This is a genomic window from Methylocystis sp., assembly GCF_051061225.1.
GTDB lineage: Bacteria > Pseudomonadota > Alphaproteobacteria > Rhizobiales > Beijerinckiaceae > Methylocystis.
This window is the reverse complement of record NZ_JBPFEB010000045.1, coordinates 78,525-95,255: the sequence shown is the minus strand read 5'-3', so window position 1 is coordinate 95,255 and position 16,731 is coordinate 78,525. Positions and strand designations below refer to the sequence as shown.

At 63.7% G+C, this 16,731-nt stretch carries 11 protein-coding genes; 3 read left to right on the top strand and 8 right to left on the bottom strand.

Going from position 1 to position 16,731, the window contains the following annotated elements; all coding sequences use genetic code 11:
- Positions 1 to 274: 274 nt before the first annotated feature.
- From ACR652_RS09295 to ACR652_RS09285, 3 genes are all read left to right on the top strand, one after another.
- Positions 275 to 541 carry a hypothetical protein gene (locus ACR652_RS09295; RefSeq protein ID WP_434506226.1) on the top strand — a complete coding sequence of 89 codons (267 nt, stop codon included), beginning with the start codon at positions 275 to 277 and terminating at the stop codon, positions 539 to 541.
- A 1,883-nt stretch (positions 542 to 2,424) separates the two neighbouring features.
- Positions 2,425 to 4,788: a fatty acid cis/trans isomerase gene (locus ACR652_RS09290; RefSeq protein ID WP_434506225.1), complete on the top strand. Its 2,364-nt coding sequence runs from the start codon at positions 2,425 to 2,427 to the stop codon at positions 4,786 to 4,788.
- Between the two features lie 252 nt (positions 4,789 to 5,040).
- On the top strand, positions 5,041 to 6,138 hold the full coding sequence (locus ACR652_RS09285; RefSeq protein ID WP_434506224.1) for an AI-2E family transporter: 1,098 nt from the start codon (positions 5,041 to 5,043) through the stop codon (positions 6,136 to 6,138).
- A 24-nt stretch (positions 6,139 to 6,162) separates the two neighbouring features.
- On the opposite strand, the gene ACR652_RS09280 is transcribed toward ACR652_RS09285, so the two are convergent.
- The 8 genes from ACR652_RS09280 to ACR652_RS09245 form a co-directional block, all read right to left on the bottom strand.
- Positions 6,163 to 7,572 carry a TAXI family TRAP transporter solute-binding subunit gene (locus tag ACR652_RS09280; protein WP_434506223.1) on the bottom strand — a complete coding sequence of 470 codons (1,410 nt, stop codon included), beginning with the start codon at positions 7,570 to 7,572 and terminating at the stop codon, positions 6,163 to 6,165.
- Between the two features lie 30 nt (positions 7,573 to 7,602).
- Positions 7,603 to 7,968, bottom strand: a complete 366-nt coding sequence (locus ACR652_RS09275; protein WP_434506222.1) for an MscL family protein — start codon at positions 7,966 to 7,968, stop codon at positions 7,603 to 7,605.
- Between the two features lie 822 nt (positions 7,969 to 8,790).
- Positions 8,791 to 10,068 carry a hypothetical protein gene (locus tag ACR652_RS09270; RefSeq protein ID WP_434506221.1) on the bottom strand — a complete coding sequence of 426 codons (1,278 nt, stop codon included), beginning with the start codon at positions 10,066 to 10,068 and terminating at the stop codon, positions 8,791 to 8,793.
- A gap of 42 nt (positions 10,069 to 10,110) precedes the next feature.
- A complete protein-coding gene (locus ACR652_RS09265) occupies positions 10,111 to 11,799 on the bottom strand; it encodes an AI-2E family transporter (protein WP_434506220.1) in 1,689 nt (562 codons plus the stop codon).
- A gap of 100 nt (positions 11,800 to 11,899) precedes the next feature.
- Positions 11,900 to 12,184 carry a hypothetical protein gene (locus tag ACR652_RS09260; protein WP_434506219.1) on the bottom strand — a complete coding sequence of 95 codons (285 nt, stop codon included), beginning with the start codon at positions 12,182 to 12,184 and terminating at the stop codon, positions 11,900 to 11,902.
- 187 nt (positions 12,185 to 12,371) lie between these two features.
- Positions 12,372 to 12,662 carry a chaperone modulator CbpM gene (locus tag ACR652_RS09255; protein WP_434506218.1) on the bottom strand — a complete coding sequence of 97 codons (291 nt, stop codon included), beginning with the start codon at positions 12,660 to 12,662 and terminating at the stop codon, positions 12,372 to 12,374.
- A 5-nt stretch (positions 12,663 to 12,667) separates the two neighbouring features.
- Positions 12,668 to 13,561 (bottom strand): DnaJ C-terminal domain-containing protein, encoded by an 894-nt coding sequence (locus tag ACR652_RS09250; protein ID WP_434506302.1) that lies wholly within the window; start codon positions 13,559 to 13,561, stop codon positions 12,668 to 12,670.
- 117 nt (positions 13,562 to 13,678) lie between these two features.
- Positions 13,679 to 16,720: a plasma-membrane proton-efflux P-type ATPase gene (locus ACR652_RS09245; RefSeq protein ID WP_434506217.1), complete on the bottom strand. Its 3,042-nt coding sequence runs from the start codon at positions 16,718 to 16,720 to the stop codon at positions 13,679 to 13,681.
- Positions 16,721 to 16,731 lie beyond the last annotated feature (11 nt).

Sequence of the window (16,731 nt, the reverse complement as noted above, 5' to 3'; positions counted from 1 at the left end):
TCCGTAAGTGCCGCAGCCGCCATACCCAGACCCGTAGTAGCCATAACCGCCGTATGGATAGGCGGACCCATAATAGCCGTAGCCGCCGTATGGGTAGCCAGCGCCGAGCGCCAAGCCAGTGGCCAGGCCAGCTCCCAGCCCCAATCCACCATAACCCCAGCGGCCCCATCCGCCACCATAGCCCCAGCGACCACCCCAACCGCCGCCCCAACCCATATGACGGCCCCATCCGCCGCCCCAACCCCAACGGCTCCATGCCGAGGCAGGGGTTGAAATGGACACTGTGCTGACCAGCATGATTGCGGCGAGCGCCGTTGTAAGCATCTTGCTCGAATTTCTCATTGCCGCTTCTCCGGGTCCCTGCGTGACAAAGCCCCTCGGCCACGCGTGCAACGCGAGCGGCGTTCCGTTGTTCCAGCTTGAACCCGTGGCGTGGGGCAAGGCGGAGCAGGCGAAATTGTCGGAGAGCTTGGGCATCGGCTGGCCCCTTCTCGTCGGCCTGCAAGATTCTCATGCCTTGAAATCACAGCATGAACTTTAGCAGGGAAGCGTGGAGATAGTGGGCGGCCAGAGTTGGTCGATCTTTCTGCAGAGCCGTCGGGGCTCATAGCATTCGACGGCCTGTGGCGCGGTCTCTTTTTGAATCAGCTCAAAAACCTTCTTCGTGAATTGCGGAGGATAGCTTTGAAATAACCGAATGAAAAAGTGCTTTCGTGGACAGTTGTCGATTTGGAAGATTCGTCTTCTTGGTTCCGCTATCTGCGGAGGAGCGGATCGAAGAAGCATTCGAGCATAGGCAACGTATCGGTATTATCGATGATATCATTGCGATCGGCGCTGAGACCATGGCGCATCCAGGCGCGTCGCGAATCCCTCAGTCGCATCGCGGTAGCCACACAGTCGTGTCGGTACAAGCGAACAAACGTCGCATCGCTTTCGTGGACCGTTATCTTGCCCTATTTTTTCGGGCTGGGGTGAAGACGGCCCGCCCGCCGAATCCTGGCGGAGCGAGCGAGCCGCCCCGCGCGGGCCACCCGGTGCGCAGCCGTCGCGCGCAGCCGCAATATCCCGCAATCGTTTCTGAGCTATGTCTGCACGGTAACAAACGGCCACGCCCGCGCCTTTGAGGCGCTGCGGCGTTCACGGCTGTCGTAGCCGAGGCAGGCAACCCGCTTTCTCAAAAATTCGATACAGCCGGTGGCGCTCCCCAGCGCTCAAAAACAGGTTGGAGCCATACCGGCGCAACCGGACGCTTATCGAGTCCAGCGCCTCCGCCTCATGGCACGTCAGTTCAGGGTGATCTGCTGCCGCAGCGATTCTCTCGCAGAGGAGGGCAATGTCGACATCGGATAATTCACGGGACATTCGGCGCCTGCTGATTCCCCCGTGCGAGAGTAGACGAACAACCATGGCGATTACGCGGCCGCTCCGATCCAGCGACGCTCATATCATGAGCGACGCCAGGGGCTCGCTGGCGCGCCGGTAGCCTCGCGGACAGGCGCGAAAGCAAAGAAAGCGCCGCCCGACACGAATTTCAGGCTGCCAGACAGGGCTAAGGAGAGGGCGCTGATCATCGGCCAGACCTTCGCCACCGCGCTCCGGTGGAGAACCTGGCCCATAGCGCATCCCTCCACGAACGGATGCTCATCCGCGCATTGTAGTGCTGCCGCGTGCATCGGCAGAGAAGAGTCTCTTCATTCGCAGCGCTCGTAATTCGACGATGTGAAACGAAGCGGATGCGATGATGATTGATAATGTGGTCGCGAACAAAAACAGTTGGTATGATTCCAGATATCCAGAAGAGAAGCCAATTATGGGAAAGCGCCATAGATATATCCCGTACGATATGCGGCCGATGTGCGCGTCACCCACGAGTCATCGACCGCATCGGTGGAGCGCATTCGAATGCAGCGCTGCCCAAGCTGACGCGAACAGTCGCCTGGCGTCGGACGCCTGCGGCGTGCACCGCCGCTCTCGCGAGATCAGCAGTCACTGTATCCCACTCGCCCCGGCGCCTGAGGCAAGTTGCCACGTCACCAAGTCTCTCGGCGTTGGTTAGGCTGTCGGGTGTGATTTAAGGCGCGGGCCAAGCCAATGACGAAACCATTCAAACCGCAAGGCGCTCAACTCGCAGTGGACGCCACGCAGATGGCGAAGCGTGCGGCCACGAAATTGATCGCTCTGCAGTCCATCCCATCGAGCAAGTTCGGCCGCAAGCGCGCGCTTCGAAATGAAGCGCAGCGGGAATTGGGGTGCGCAATCAGACAATGGCCAAGGTAGGCTTGGCTTCCAACGCGACAGCGACTGGACAAGAACATGGGGCTCGAGGCGGCGAGAGCGTTGCGCTGCGTTGACCCTGGCTTGTTCTGCGCCATACACTCGCCTCTTGTCTTGTGAAGCAGGATGCAAGCACAGGGGTGGTTCATGCATTCGGAGAGACGTCTCGACCGCTCTTCCAGCCTCCTTGCGGCCATCGTCGCGGGGCTCCTGTTGCTGGCCGGATTCGCCGAGACTGAAACCGCGGTGGCGCAGACCGTCCCCTCCGTGGATTACACGACCGACATCCAGCCGATCTTCATCCGCCGCTGCATCGCCTGTCACGGCTGTCTCGGCTCGCCCTGCAATGTGAAGCTCGACTCCTTTCGCGGCGCCGACCGCAGCGGATTCGGCGTCAACCCCTACAGCAGCCACATCGAATCCAGCCCGCGCGTCGGCATGGATGTGGTCGAGACCACCGCAGACTGGCGGCGGCGCGGATTCTTCCCCATTCTCGATCGCGAAGGGACGCAGTCGGACCGCCAGGACCACTCGCTGCTCTACAAGATGGCGCTCGCCGGCCATCGGCACAACCAGCCAGGCTTCTCGCGCGCGGCGACGATGCCGCTCTACGCCAAGCGCTTCGACCACCAGTGCCCGGGGAGCCCCGAGGCTCTGGACGCTTATCTGCAGGCGAATCCCGCCGCCGGCATGCCCTTCGGCCTGCCAGCCGTCTCCGACGCAGACCTCGGGAAACTGGCGGACTGGATCGCCAATGGCGCGCCGGGTCCGACGCCGGAGGCGCTTCGACGCGCCGCGACGGTGAGCGGCAAGGCGGCTGTCGCGGAATGGGAGGATTTCCTCAACGACCTCGATCCGCGCAACCGCCTGGTGGCCCGCTACATCTTCGATCACGTCTATCAGGCCAGCATTGTTCTGGAGGAAAGCCCGGGAGACTTTTTCCGTCTGGTTCGATCTTCGACCCCGGCCGCTGCGAGGACCGCCCTGGCCGAAGAGCAGCCGATCAAGGTCATCGATACGCCGCTCCCCTACGACGATCCTTACGCACATGCGAAGGTCGAGCAGTTCTCGTACCGCCTCCAGAAGGTCACGACGCCAAGGGTTCAGAAGAACCATTTCGTCTGGAGTCTGAACAAGGAGTCGCTCGCGCGTCTCAAGGCGCTTTTTCTGGGGCGCGACTGGGACAAGACGCAGGACATGAACCCGCCCTGGGGGGTCGGCAATCCGTTTCGGATCTACCGGGCCATCCCGGCGGAAGCGCGCTCGCTGTTTCTGCTCGAAAACTCCGAGGTCATCGTCGGCGGCATCACTTATGGCCCCGTATGCCTCGGACAGACGGCGACCTATGCGGTCAAGGACCATTTCTGGGTCTATTTCCTCGACCCTCGCTACGACCCTTCGGTGCAGGACCCGAAACTGGGTCTGGAGACATGGTCCGCGATGATGGACCGCTCTCCCATCGGCGACGCCAAATATGCGGACGCTTACGCAAAGGCCCAGAAGAAACTTACGCCCGAAGGTTTGACCGTCGACGCGATCTGGAACGGCGGCGGCAGGAATCCGAACGCCTGGCTGACCGTTCTGCGCCATGAGACCAATGTCTCGGTGATGAAGGGCCGACAGGGCGGCATGCCGCCCAGCCAATGGCTGGTCAGCTATAGCGGGCTGGAGCGCCTCTATTACGATACGGTCGCCAGCTACAAATATTGGGAGGGCGACACCGGCAAGCTCGAGACGCTTGTTTTCTTCAATTTCCTTCGACAGGAGATGGAGGACAATTTCCTGCTCCTGCTGCCGGATACGGATCGCGAGCCGATCCGCCGCCAATGGGCACAGGGCGTCTTTGGCGCAATCGGGCGCTTGCTTGTGCCCTTTCCCGACCGGACCCTGCCCGGCGCTGGCGCGCAAGACCCGTCGAAGCCCTTGCTCGAAATTGTCGACCGCATCCAGGCGCGCATGGGGCCGGCGATCAGCGGGCCGGTCGACAGACTCAACCCCAGGATCAAGCCGAAGATTTCACTGGAAAGCCCGATCGACGGCTATCGGCGCTGGGCCGAGGCCGTCTCGCTGCTGACCGACACGACGGCCTATAGATTCCCCCGCTTTCTGCCGAGCGTCGTGCTGCTGCGATTGAACCACGGCCGCGACTCGCGGGTCTATTCGCTGGTCGCCAATCGCGTCTACAAGACGCAGTTCAACATGTTCTTCCAGAATGGCGAGGCGCTCCCCGACGAAGACACGATGAGCGTCTACCCCACAATTGTCGGCGGTTTTCCCAACCTCTTCATCGATCTCGATCTCGCCCAGGCGCCCGCGTTCCTGAAGGAATTGCGCGCGGTTCAGACGCTCGACGACTGGAACGCGTTGCGGAACCGCTATGGCGTGCTGCGCAACAGCGCGCGTTTCTGGGCCACGCTCGACTGGTTCAATGAATGGAACTTCAGGCGTCGTGGCGAGCAGGCGGGGTATCTCGACCTTTCCTATTACGATCTGCTCGACACGACGTATTAGCGGCCTCCGCCATCTCTTTCGCCGAGGGTCATCCCACCGTTACGACTTTCAAGCATCCTGCCGCCCACAAGCCGACCAATGAGGCGCCTGCTCGATTTGAGCGCCCGAGCGTCTGCAGGAGTCGCCAAGGGACTTGCCAAGTCTCCGCTCAGACGCAAGAGTAGTCGAGGTTCAGCGCATGACGAACGGCCTCACATGAGCGCGTCGAGGAACGAACGATCCGTTGCTTCCCCAAGTCGGAGATGGACCGACATGTTCTGGCCTCCCGCGAGGGCCAGCCGAACATCGGACGCTGCGGAACGCGATGACCACAATGCGATCGAGCTTGCCATCCGGCTCTGCCTCATCGCCATTCTGATCTATTGGACGTCGGTCATCGTTTTCCCCTTCGCGCCGATCATCGCCTGGAGCGTGATTATGGCGGTCGCGCTTTATCCTGCCTTCGACTGGCTCTCCGCCACGTTCGGCGGCAGGCCCCGGGCGGCCGCGACGATGCTGACCTGCGTCAGTCTGCTGCTCGTCGTCGGTCCCGTCACCTGGCTCGGCATCGATCTGATCGAGGCGTCGACGCGCATTATCGACAGCGCCAGCAATGGGCGGCTCGCCGTTCCGCCGCCTGTGGAGTCGGTGAAGTCGTGGCCTCTTGTCGGACAGCCTCTGTATGATTTCTGGGCCCTCGCATCGACCAATGCGCGGAGCGCCCTAGCGCCTCTTCTTCCGCAGTTGCGGCCGCTGGGAGAAAAGCTGATCGAAGCCGTCAGCAGCGCGGGCGTGGGCAGCCTGAAATTCCTCGTGTCCGTGCTCGTGACGGGGTTTCTATTTCTCTATGCGAAGCCGCTCGTCGCCGTCGCTGAAAATCTTGCCGGCAAGATCGACAGGGGGCATGGCGTGCGCTTTGTAGAGCTGGCCGGCGCCACCATACGCGCGGTCTCCCGCGGGGTCATTGGAATGTCGCTTCTCCAGGCGATCGTGTCGGGGATCGGCATGTCCGTGGCGGGCGTTCCCGCCGCGAGCGTCCTGACCCTCCTGGTGCTGATCCTGGGGATCGTTCAGATCGGACCGGGCCTCGTCACCGTGCCCGTCATGATCTGGGCCTGGGCCGAACGGCCTGTCGCGCCAGCGCTCGCGCTCAGCCTGTGTCTGGGCGCCGTCAGCCTTTCCGATGCGCTGGTGAAGCCATTCTTTCTCTCCCATGGACTCACGACCCCCGTGATCGTCACCTTCATCGGCGTCATCGGCGGCATCCTGGCGCACGGCATATTGGGCCTGTTCGTCGGACCGATCGTCGTGGCCGTGGCCTGGAATCTGGCGGACGCCTGGCTCAACGAGCGCGGCGCCGCAAGAGGCTGACGGGATCAGTGGCGCTTCACCGCGTCAGGACTTTGGCGAGGTCGTTTCGGGAGAAAGCGAGGCTTGCGCGTCCGCGTAAGGCGCGCCGCGCATGAGGCAGGTGCGGATATAATCGATGTTGGAGCGCAGCAGGAAATACTCACCGGCAAGTTCGCGCGGCAGTCTCAGGGCCATGGCCGCGCGCTCCATCCTGTTCAACTTCGCCAGACAATCCTCGCGATTGCCGTCCGTGAAGGAACGGGCGCCCTGTCGTTCCAGCTCGGCAAGCTGCCGGTAGACGGCGTTGATCTTGATCCGCCCCTGTTTCAACCGATAATCGAAGAGCAGCTTGATCGTCGGATAGGACAGGAGGAAGAGCGGCAGAAGGTAGAATGACATGCGGCTGAAGAACTCGGCCAGCCAGAAGGGCAGATATCTCATCAGGATCGGCGCGCCGCGCTTGTAGAAGATTTTCGCCTCGTCGCTCTCCATGATGTCGTCGTTCTTGAAGGCAGGGAATTCTCCCCGTTTCTCGAAAAACGACTCTTTCCCGTTCACCTCCTCCGCAGCCTGCAAGAGAAGCATCTGGATCGCTGGATGAACGGAGTCCTTGACCACAAGGTCGGTGGTCGTTGCGATGATATGCGTATCTTGCGGCGGAACGTTGTGGGCAAGATCGAGGCCGCCCATGGGGACCACCAAGGCTTGCCAGTGATTGACGATGCGGGCGTAGGCGGCGGCTCGGGCAAAGTTCGCCAGTTGCAGCTCGGGGTTCCGAACCAACGCCCGAATGTTGACGGAATGGGCGCCGTCGACGAGGAGGACAGCGTCCAGTTCGTTGCGGTTGATCGCCGCGACGGCTTCGGCCGAGGGCATGATCACCAGATTCCTTGAAACAGGCTGCTTATTCAGCGCCAGGAGGCGCATGGCGGCGGCGTAAGACCCGCTCTCCTCCGGCCCGATCGCGATGCGCCTTTGGCCGAGCTCCATGAACTTCTGCAACTTCCCGCCATTGTCGGAGCCGCGAAAGAACAGCCAGACCGGCGCATAGTTGAGACTGCCCAGGGATCGGATGTGCGCCGCCGCCGGCGGATCGATCAGCCCCGCCTGGATAAAGGCCACTTCCACGTCGCTTGTGGGATCGGTGATGAGGCGCGCATTTTCGAGCGCCCCTTGCGTCTGGCGAATCTCGAGCGCGATCCCGCGCGTCGCGAAGAATTTCCTGTAGTCCTCGGCGAATGCGCTGTAGGCGGAGCCGGGGGCGCCTGTGGCAAGGACGACGGGGCTGGACGGCGGCGGGTTGGAGAAGAGCACAATGCAGACGAGCGTCGTCGCCAGAGCGATGACCAGATGGCGATGTTCGACGATGAGTTCGAAGTCGCTGAAGAACTCCTCTCGCGCCGCCTGCGCAAAGGCGTGAAGCTTCTCTCGAAATCGAAATTCGTGGCTCGCCATGGCTGTGTCTTGCGATCCGCGTCGCGGCCGTCACTCGGTCGGAGAGACCGGCTCGGCTCCGTCTTGCCTGCGCCATGCGCGCAGCCCGCGCGACATCAGGAGGAAGAGCGTCGCTGCGATAATGACATCGGCAAGCGCGACGACGAATTGGCCATAGCCGATCACGGCGCCAATCTGCCTGGCCTCATCGGAGGTCATGTCCGAATGGACGCCGGGACCGACTGGAATGAAGGCATTGGCCATAGTGCGGGCGTCGCCGGCAAAATGGCTGATGAGCGGCGTCAGGATGTCGACGACGAGGGAGTCGACGAGCTTGACGATCGCCAGCGCCGCCACGATCACCAGCGCCAGATCGAGCACGCCCGATCGGGCTTTGTCGTCCTTGATGTTGCGCACCAGAGCCACTCTCCCGCGAAATCCGACCCGCTTCACCACCTGTGCGCGCGCAGGTTGAGACCCGCTGCGACGATCGCCAAGCCTTGTTTCGAATCGCCTGCATTCGGCGTCAGGCTGTCCGACACGCAGAATGCGGCCAGGAAGGGCGTGGATCAATCCCTCGCCGAGACAAGCGAGGCGCCATCGAGAAAGGCGCGCCGTCGCTCTCTCCGTTCATGTGGGTCAATGACGAATGGGCTTCTTCCCGGCCGGCGCCGGGTGTGCTGGCGCCGGTTTCTGCGCTGGGCGGGATATGGGGGCCTTTGCCGCACTCGCCCGCGCAGGCTTCGGCTGCCCCACTTCCCGAATGCGCCTGCCTCTGTTCGGGCTGGCCACAGGTTGCGGCGACTCCATTTTGCGGCCCGGCGCCTCGGGGGAGACCGTGGCGGCGGCGGCTTCAACAGGCGCGGGCGACGGTGCGGGAGAGGCGACGGGGCCAGCGACAACAGGCGCGGGTGAGACGGGAGGCGGCGGCGCGGTTTTGGCTGGAGCGGGGGCCGGCTCTGGCGCCGGCGGCTTCGGCACTGGCATGGCCAATTTCGGTTCAGACTGCGCCGACCTGGCGCCGGCCAGTTCGGCCGGCGCATGAGGGAGCGGCGATAAGGTCCACAACACCAGGAATCCGAAGGCCGTGAGAGCCACGATACCAAGCAAGAAGTCTCTCATTGGCCATTCCTTCCCATGCAAAGGAACCAATGCGACCAAAATCTGCTCCGGAAATGTAAAAATGGCAAATTTCTGGCGATCGGAGAAGCGCGGACCGCAGCTTCGAGCGTGGCGGCTCTACTTTTTCGCGGACAGGCGCTTCTCGAAAACATCCTTGAATCTCTGAATGATGTCCGACGAAACGATCTCGTTGCCGCGTTCCGTGAAGTGGCAACAACTGTCTCTGTAGACCGTGTCGCGCGTCGTCTGGAACAGCAATCGCTGGTCGTAAAAATGGGGGGTCTTCAGTCCGTCCTGGGAGAGAATGTTGTAATATTTCCTGATCCACTTCCCGTAAATTTCATTCGACAAGGCGTACGAGCGCTCTTCGTCGGAAAGCGGCTTGCTGCCATCAAGGTATTGATTAGGCTGGAGGACGTGAATGTAATCGATGTCCTGCTGGGCCAGAAAGGCGAAGAGCTTGTTGGACGACTCCCGCCAGATCGAATGGGCCTGTCTGACGACCTCATCCAGCTTCTCGTCAGGGAACATTTTCGCCCACCAGGGGGTCTCAAGCCTTTCGAAGAGGGATTTGCAGTAATCGTAACGAAGGTCGGCATATAGGGCCTGAACAGGCAATCTGCCGCCTGCTTTAAGCCGCGGTTCCGCTTCTTCCATGCAGCCGTGCGTCGAATTTGTTGAGGTCTCGATATGCGCTGAGAAATACCGGGGAAAAATCGCGGGATTTTTCAGGGCGTAGTTCTCCGTCAACGGAAGAGCGACCTCATTGTAGCCGTCGACGTTGATGACGATGTCGGGGTGGAATCCCAGCAAGTCGAGATAGACTGCCTTGAAGTATTGTGTTGGCTGTTTTCCTCCGCCAATTCCCGCGTTGTAGACGGTGAACTTGCCCGGTCCAAAGACCTCGTTCAATTTGCGTGCAAAAATGCCTCCGCTCCCATCGGTGGACAGCCCCATCGAGACGGAGCCTCCCAGAATCAGGACCTTCACGGTATCGCCGGAGGTCGGTCCGTCTATTCTGTTGAACAGTGGTTCCTGTGACAATTCACTGGAGAACAAAACGTCGCCAAGCTGCATTTTCCCAAAAAATGGGTGGACGATCGTCGGCTTGGCGAAGCCTTTCTTGCTGATCTTGTTTTCCAGATAGGCAGAAAACGAGGCAGGGTCGAACATGTCGAGGTTTCGCCGGGATTTCAGGAAAGCGAACGACCCGATGTTCACGATCACGAAGGCCAGAGCCAGAAACATCACGCTTGCGATGAAGCCAAACAACAGGTTTTTCATTCGTTCCACGCGCGTTCGATCCGAAGCCGCCCCTTCGCCGAAAAACTTGGCGTTACCAGAGGATAGGTTCGCCGTCCTTCTGGCGGACGTCAGGCGTTTCGTTTGTGACATTTATGGTGGGACGCGTCCAGATTGCGCGGGAAACCGCCGCACTCACGTCGGGGCGAAGCGCAGGAGCTGATCGACGCGGCCGAGAGACGAACAGCGGATGATCGGTCCCTCGTCCTGGCCCGAAACAGCGGCGGCCCCGTCCTGCATGTCGAGGAGGATCACCCGACTGTCGGGGAACAGGGCGCCCGCGCGCCGCGCCATGTGGGTCATCTGGACGCGCCCAAGACCGCCGACCGTGAGCAGAACCACAGCTTCCGGCTCGCCGTTCTCCTCATCTTTCAGGGAGGCGAGGGCGAGGAGGCCGGTCGACTCCTGCACGCAGGCGCAAGGCTTCCCGGTTGTCTCCGAGAGGACGGCCGCCGCGAGCGCGCCGGAGGCGGCGTCGATCGGGCCGAGCCCGGGAACGACGATCGTTCTGGCGTCCGTCGCGGTCTCGCCCACCACGATGGCCGTCGCCTCGCGCATGGTCTCGGCGATCGCCTCGGCGCGATCAGCCGGGATGCGACGCTCGCGAAAGTCTCTCGCGGCGATCGCCAGGGCGGGCAGCGCGACCGCGTCGCAAGCCATGACCAAGCCGCTCGCCGCCGTCTCGCTTTCCAGAGCCTCCGCCGCCGTCGCCGCGTCCCGCGCGAGCAGGCGATGATAATATTCCTGCTCGGGCGTGAGCGGCGGCCGGTCCCCGAAGAGCAGGCTGATGAAGTTCATCGACGGGAAAAAATCGCCTAGGACCACCAGTGTGGTCGTCAACGGCGCGGCCAGCAGGAGGCCGACGGGTCCCCAGACAACCCACCAGAAACTGCCCGCCGCGATGAAGGCGAGGGGCGACAGTCCGACGTGACGCCCCATCAGAACGGGCTCGACGATATTGGACGTCACGAGCTCCGCGATCACGAACCAGGCCAGCACGCCGGTCAGCAATCCCCACCCGGGCGAAACCGCGGCCGCGAGCAGCACTGGCGGAAGCGCCGCGACAAAGACCCCGAGGAAGGGAATGAATCGCAGCAGCGCGACCGCCATCCCCCACAGGATGGGGTTGGGGATGCCGAGCGCGGCCAGCACGGCGCCCGTCGCGACGCCGAAAGCCAGGTTGATGGCGCCCTGGCCGAGAAAAAATCGTGACAGGCGCTCCCCCGCCGTGCTCAGGGCGGCTGTCGATTCCGACATGTTCTCGACGCCGGCGAGACGCACGACACGGTCGACCAGATCGTACTGGCCCGCGAGAAGCACGGCGACATAGACGAGGGTCAGGAGCGCCATCTCCGCAGGACCGAGCGCCGCCCGCAGCGTCTCCACCATGCCTTGCAGGCCGGCGGCGCGCTCATTTTCCACAACGACGCGAATGTGATCGTCCGGGGCCGCGCCGCGAGTCTCCCTGTCGACCTCCCGCTGCAACGCCTCGAGCGAATCCACCGCCCTCTGCAACGCGCCGCCGCCGGTCGCGGGGCTCAGCGAGCGCACCTTCTCGGCGAGATTGTTCTTGTAGGTCGAAAGGCTTCCCGTGAGGCTGATGATCTGGGAGCTGAACACTGTCGCCGACAGCAGCGCGGCGCCGACAAAGGCGCACAGCACCACTGCCATCGCGACCGCGCGCGGCGCGCCGCGTCTCGCCAGCCAGGCGACGGCCGGCGACAGCATGAACGCGATCACCGCGGCGAGCGACAGCGGCATGAGCACTTCGCGCCCATAGACGATGGCGACCACCACGACCGCTGTTACGAGAATGTCCGCCACTTGCGTTGCGCCTGGAGAACAGGGCCGTCAGGGACGCCGCCTCCCTGTCGGGATCGGCTTTCGCGCGGCTGGCCCTTTGCCCGACGCCGGAAGGCGGTTTCTATTGCTGGACCGAGGTGGGATACATGATCGACGAACGAATCCGGTTCGTCTCAGCCTCGAAGGCGACAAGCGCGTCTTCTTCGAACAGGGACCTGAGCTTTCCGTGGCCGAGCCGCATTTCCTCGGCTGCGAGGTCACGCTGGTTCTCGAAGTCCTCAATTTCGGCCGGGCACAGTTTTTCGAAATCTTCCGGCGGCGTGGTCAGCGCGAGCAGAGCAAGGCGCCGGGCCGCCGACAGAGCGAGCTCTTTCGCAGTCAGGCTATGTGCGGAGCTGTAGCGCATCGCGGTGTCTTTCCCTGTTGCGACGGAGCGAAAGCCGTTCCCTGCTCGCCATATCCTGCGCCCGTCTGACGCGCCGGGAAGGATTGGCGATTGGCTTTTCAACTTGTTGGCCGGCGTCTGGTTCCAGACCGGGGCCACCCCGAACGCAACTCTTTGCGCAAACCCGCCAGGCGGGCGTGTCTGTCCCTCAGCTCTCCCGAGTGGGCGTTCCCGGCGCATGCGCGGCTCCGAGCAGATCCTTCATCGCGCGGCGCAATCCGTGAAGCTGATCCAGAAGGTGCAGGATGACGCCGATCCCTTCATCATTCACGCCCATATCCGTCTGCAACTCCACAATCAGCCGGGCGCGGGCAAGATCGATCTCGGTGAAATCCAGCTCGCCCGAGGTCTTTGCGGGGATCAGCCAGTCCTCCTCGATCCACGCCTTCAGCGTGACGCGGTCGAGCCGGATCTGCTGGAGAAACTCCTGTTCTTTCATGAGCCTCACTCCATGTCCCGGCGCGGATCATAGGGCCGCTGAGGCGTCCAGTCCGACAGAAACGCCTCCAGCTCGGGCTCCGGCTGCGCCGGCATCACGATCTTGAGTTTCACCAACTCGTCGCCGCGCCGGTCCTTGCGCTGCACGCCCTTGCCCTTCAGGCGCAGAACCGTTCCGCTGTTCGACCCTTTCGGGATTTTCAGGAGCACATGCCCACTGGGCGTCGGCGCCTTGACCTCGCCGCCCAGAGCCGCCTCCGAAATGGTGATCGGCAGATCGAGATGGATGGTGTCGCCGTCTCTCCAAAAGAAGCGGTGCGGGCGGACCAGCAGTTCGATCAGGGCGTCGCCGGCTTCGCCCTCTCCGGGAGCCGGCGCGCCTTTCCCGCGCAGACGCAGGATCTGCCCTTCTTCCGCGCCGGCCGGGATCGTCACGCTCAGCGCCCCGCCTTGCGGAAGGACGATCTCCTTTTGCGCGCCATTGACCGCGTCGAGGAAATCAATTTCGAGACGGTAGTGAAGATCGGCGCCGCGCGCGCGGCGCGCCTCCTGCGCTCGCCGTCTCAGGAGCTCCGCGAACAGATCGTCGCTTTCGAAATCGGAATAGGCGGCCTGGGAGTCGTAGGGATGTCCCGATGCGCTCGCGTAATCGCGATAATAGCGCTGTTGCGGCCGCTCCGCGCCGGTCGCGTCGATTTCGCCCGCGTCGTAGCGGCGGCGCTTTTCGGGATCGGACAGAAAATCATTGGCGCCCGAAACCTCCTTGAACCTGTCCTCCGCATGGCTGTCGCCGGGATTTAGGTCGGGATGAAGCTTCTTGGCGAGCCGCAGATAGGCCTTCCGAATCTCCTCGGTCGAAGCGGTGCGGGCGACGCCGAGCGTCTCATAGGGGTCTTTCATGAACCGCAAGGATAGACGCGGCCGGCGACCGGTCAACGTCCGCGGCGCTCAATGTGAGCGGACGCTCCGGGCAAGGGGGGAGGGCGATCCGACGCGATCGCGCTCCCCCGCCGCGCGTCACTCTCCCGTGGCGGCCTCGCAGTCCGCGCGCCTGGCGCCGATGTCCTTGCAGAATGCGGCGGCTTCGGACTGGCTCGCGAACTCGGATATTTCGACGAACCACGCGTCCTTGCCGTCTCTGGCGGCTTTGCGGATCGCCACCCGGCTGCTGGCGATTGGGGCTGGCGTGCGCTTTTGCAGTTGGCGCCACCTGGCGGCGGCGCGGGCTTCGGTTGGGAAGCCCCCCAGCCGCACGGAGGCTTTCGCAGCTCGCGCAGACGCGGCGGCAGTCGTTGCGGCGGGGGCGGCCGGCTCATCGGGGCGCTCGGCGGCGGCGGTCGACGCGGGCGGCTGCGGGGCGGGGGCGTGCACGCTGGCGCTCGTCTCGGGATGGGCTTCCCCGGCGGAGCGCGCCGCGCTTGCGAGCGCCGGCGGCGCCCCTTCGCCGCTGGCCAGATGGCCTGTCCAGAGAAGCGCCGCGAGGGCGCCGAGGCCAAGCGCCGTCGCGACAAAACTGGCGGCGGGGCCGGCGTGAGGGTCCGGCGACGGGCCGGCGGGCCGCTGCGCCTCGCGCCTCTGCGCCGCGCCCAGCCGCTGGTGCAGCCGCGACAGGAAGGTTGTCGCCCTGTCGGCGCGCAGGCCGAGCTCGCGGTAGATCGCCAGTTTCGCGAGGTCCTGAATGAACATCCAGGCGATGTTGTAGGCCCAGACGAGGCCGATCAGCTCCCATGGCAAGGCGGGAACGAGCACGCCATAGACGCACAGCAGCGCCGCCACGATCTGGGTCGCCACAATGGCGCAGAACAGCGCGATCCCGGGGAAGGGCGGCATCCAGAACGGACCCTTGGTGCGGGTGACGAACAGCATCAAATGCCCGCCCACGACCAGCTGGAGGAAGAGAATCGTCTGAAGATGCGGCGCGTCGAGGCGCAGCATATTCTGTCCGACAACGAGGAGTCCGAAGCTTTGCACCACGGCAAGGGCGCCCAGCACCGAGGACACGACGAGCACGCGGTCCATCTGCCAGCGCACAGGACGGCCCGGAACCTGCGCCCTGTCGAAGGCGATGGTCATGATCGGGATGTCGTCGAGCAGCGCCAGCATGATGATCATCACCGGCGTCAGCGGGAAGAAGCCATACACGATCGTCGCGAGCACGATGAACACCATGATGTCCAGCGTCATGGCGATGCGGTAGAGCGTGTAACTCATCATCCGCTCGAAGATTCGTCGCGCCTCCTCGATGCCTCGGATGATGGTCGAGAGGCCCGGGGCCGTGAGGATGAGCGCGGCGGCGGCGCGCGCCGCGTCCGTGGCGCCGGAGACCGCGACCCCGATGTCGGCCTGCTTGAGCGCCGGCGCGTCATTGACGCCGTCGCCGGTCATGCCGACGATGTGGCCGCGCTGCTGAAGCGCTTTGACGATCGCATATTTGTGCTCGGGAAAGACGCGGGCGAAACCGTCCGCCGCCTCGATGCGCTCGGCGATGTCCGCAGGAATGTCGCCCTTGCCGACTCCGCCGCTGAAAAGGTCCGTCGCCGGCTGAATGCCGGTCCCGAGGCCGAGATCGCCGGCGATCTGCTGGGCGATGGCCACGTCGTCGCCCGTCACCATCTTGACGCGGACGCCGTAGCCCTCCGCCCGGGCGATGGTCTCTTTCGAATCCGCGCGCGGCGGATCATAGAGCGGGATGAAGCCGAGGAAGCGCCACGCGCCGCTCGCGTCCGTCCGCGCGACGCCGAGCGTGCGGAAACCCTTTGCGGCATAGGAGTCGACGGCCCTGTTGGCCGCCTCGAGATCGGCGCCTTCGAGTTTGGCCAGCGCCGTCATGACCTGCGGCGCGCCCTTGGCGGCATGGAAAACCACGCCATCCGGCCCCTTCACGGTCGCTTCCGTGCGCTTGGTCACGGGATCGAAGGGCTGATAGGCCTGTTGCGTATAGGCTTTCAGCGCCCCATCGTCATGCAGGCCGGCCAGCACGGCGAGGTCGATCGGATCGCGATCCTCGGCCCTGGAGGCGAGCGAGGCGACGAGAAGAATCTCCGTTCGATCGGCGCCCCGCCAGGGGCTCACATCGCCGAGCGTCAACTTGTTCTGCGTGAGCGTGCCGGTCTTGTCGGAGCACAGGATCTCCATCCCCGCCATTTCCTCGATCGAATCGAGGCGGGAGACGATCGCCTTCTCGCGCGCCAGCAGTTTCGCGCCGAGCGCCATGGTGACGGAGAGAACGGCCGGCATGGCGACCGGAACCGAGGCGACGAGCAGGATCAGAACGAATTCGGCGAGCCGCAGCACGTCAGCCCCGCGCGAGAGCTGCACGGCGATGAGGATCACGGCGAGAACGCCGGCGGCGGCGATCAGGAAATCGCCGATGCGCATGACGGCGGCCTGGAAGTGAGAGGTCGCTCCCGCGCTCTGCACCAGAGACGCGGTGCGGCCGAAAAACGTATGCGACCCCGTCTCGGTCACCACCGCCTGCACCTCGCCTTGTTTGGCGATCGAGCCGGAATAGAGACTGTCGCCGGGCTTCTTCGAAACGGGGAGAGACTCACCGGTGAGCGCGGCCTGATCGACGCTGAGATACTCCCCGGAGACGATGCGCGCGTCGGCCGGAACGACGTCGCCGAGCCGCACCCGCACGATATCGCCGGGGACGATGTCCTTGGCGTCGATTTCGCTCCAGGCGCCGTCGCGCAGGACCTTGGCTTTCAGCGCGAGCGCGTTCTTCAGCGCCTGAAGGGCGTTGGACGCCTGATGCTCCTCCAAAAATCCGAGCGCGGCGTTGAACAGGAGCAGGGCGAGGATGATGGTGAAATCGCCCCAGTCGCGCACAACCGCCGCCATCAGCGCGGCGGCCTCGATCATCCAGGGAATCGGCCCCCAGAAGAAGCGGAAAAAGAGAACCCATGCGCTGGTTTTCTTTTCTTCCAGGGCGTTCGGACCATATCGGCCCAGCCGGACGGCCGCCTCCTTCGCGTCGAGCCCCTTGTGCGGATCGGTCGCGAGCGCCGCGAGAACTTCGGGAATTGGGGATTTCGACAAATCTACGGGCGCATCCATCGCGACGCTCC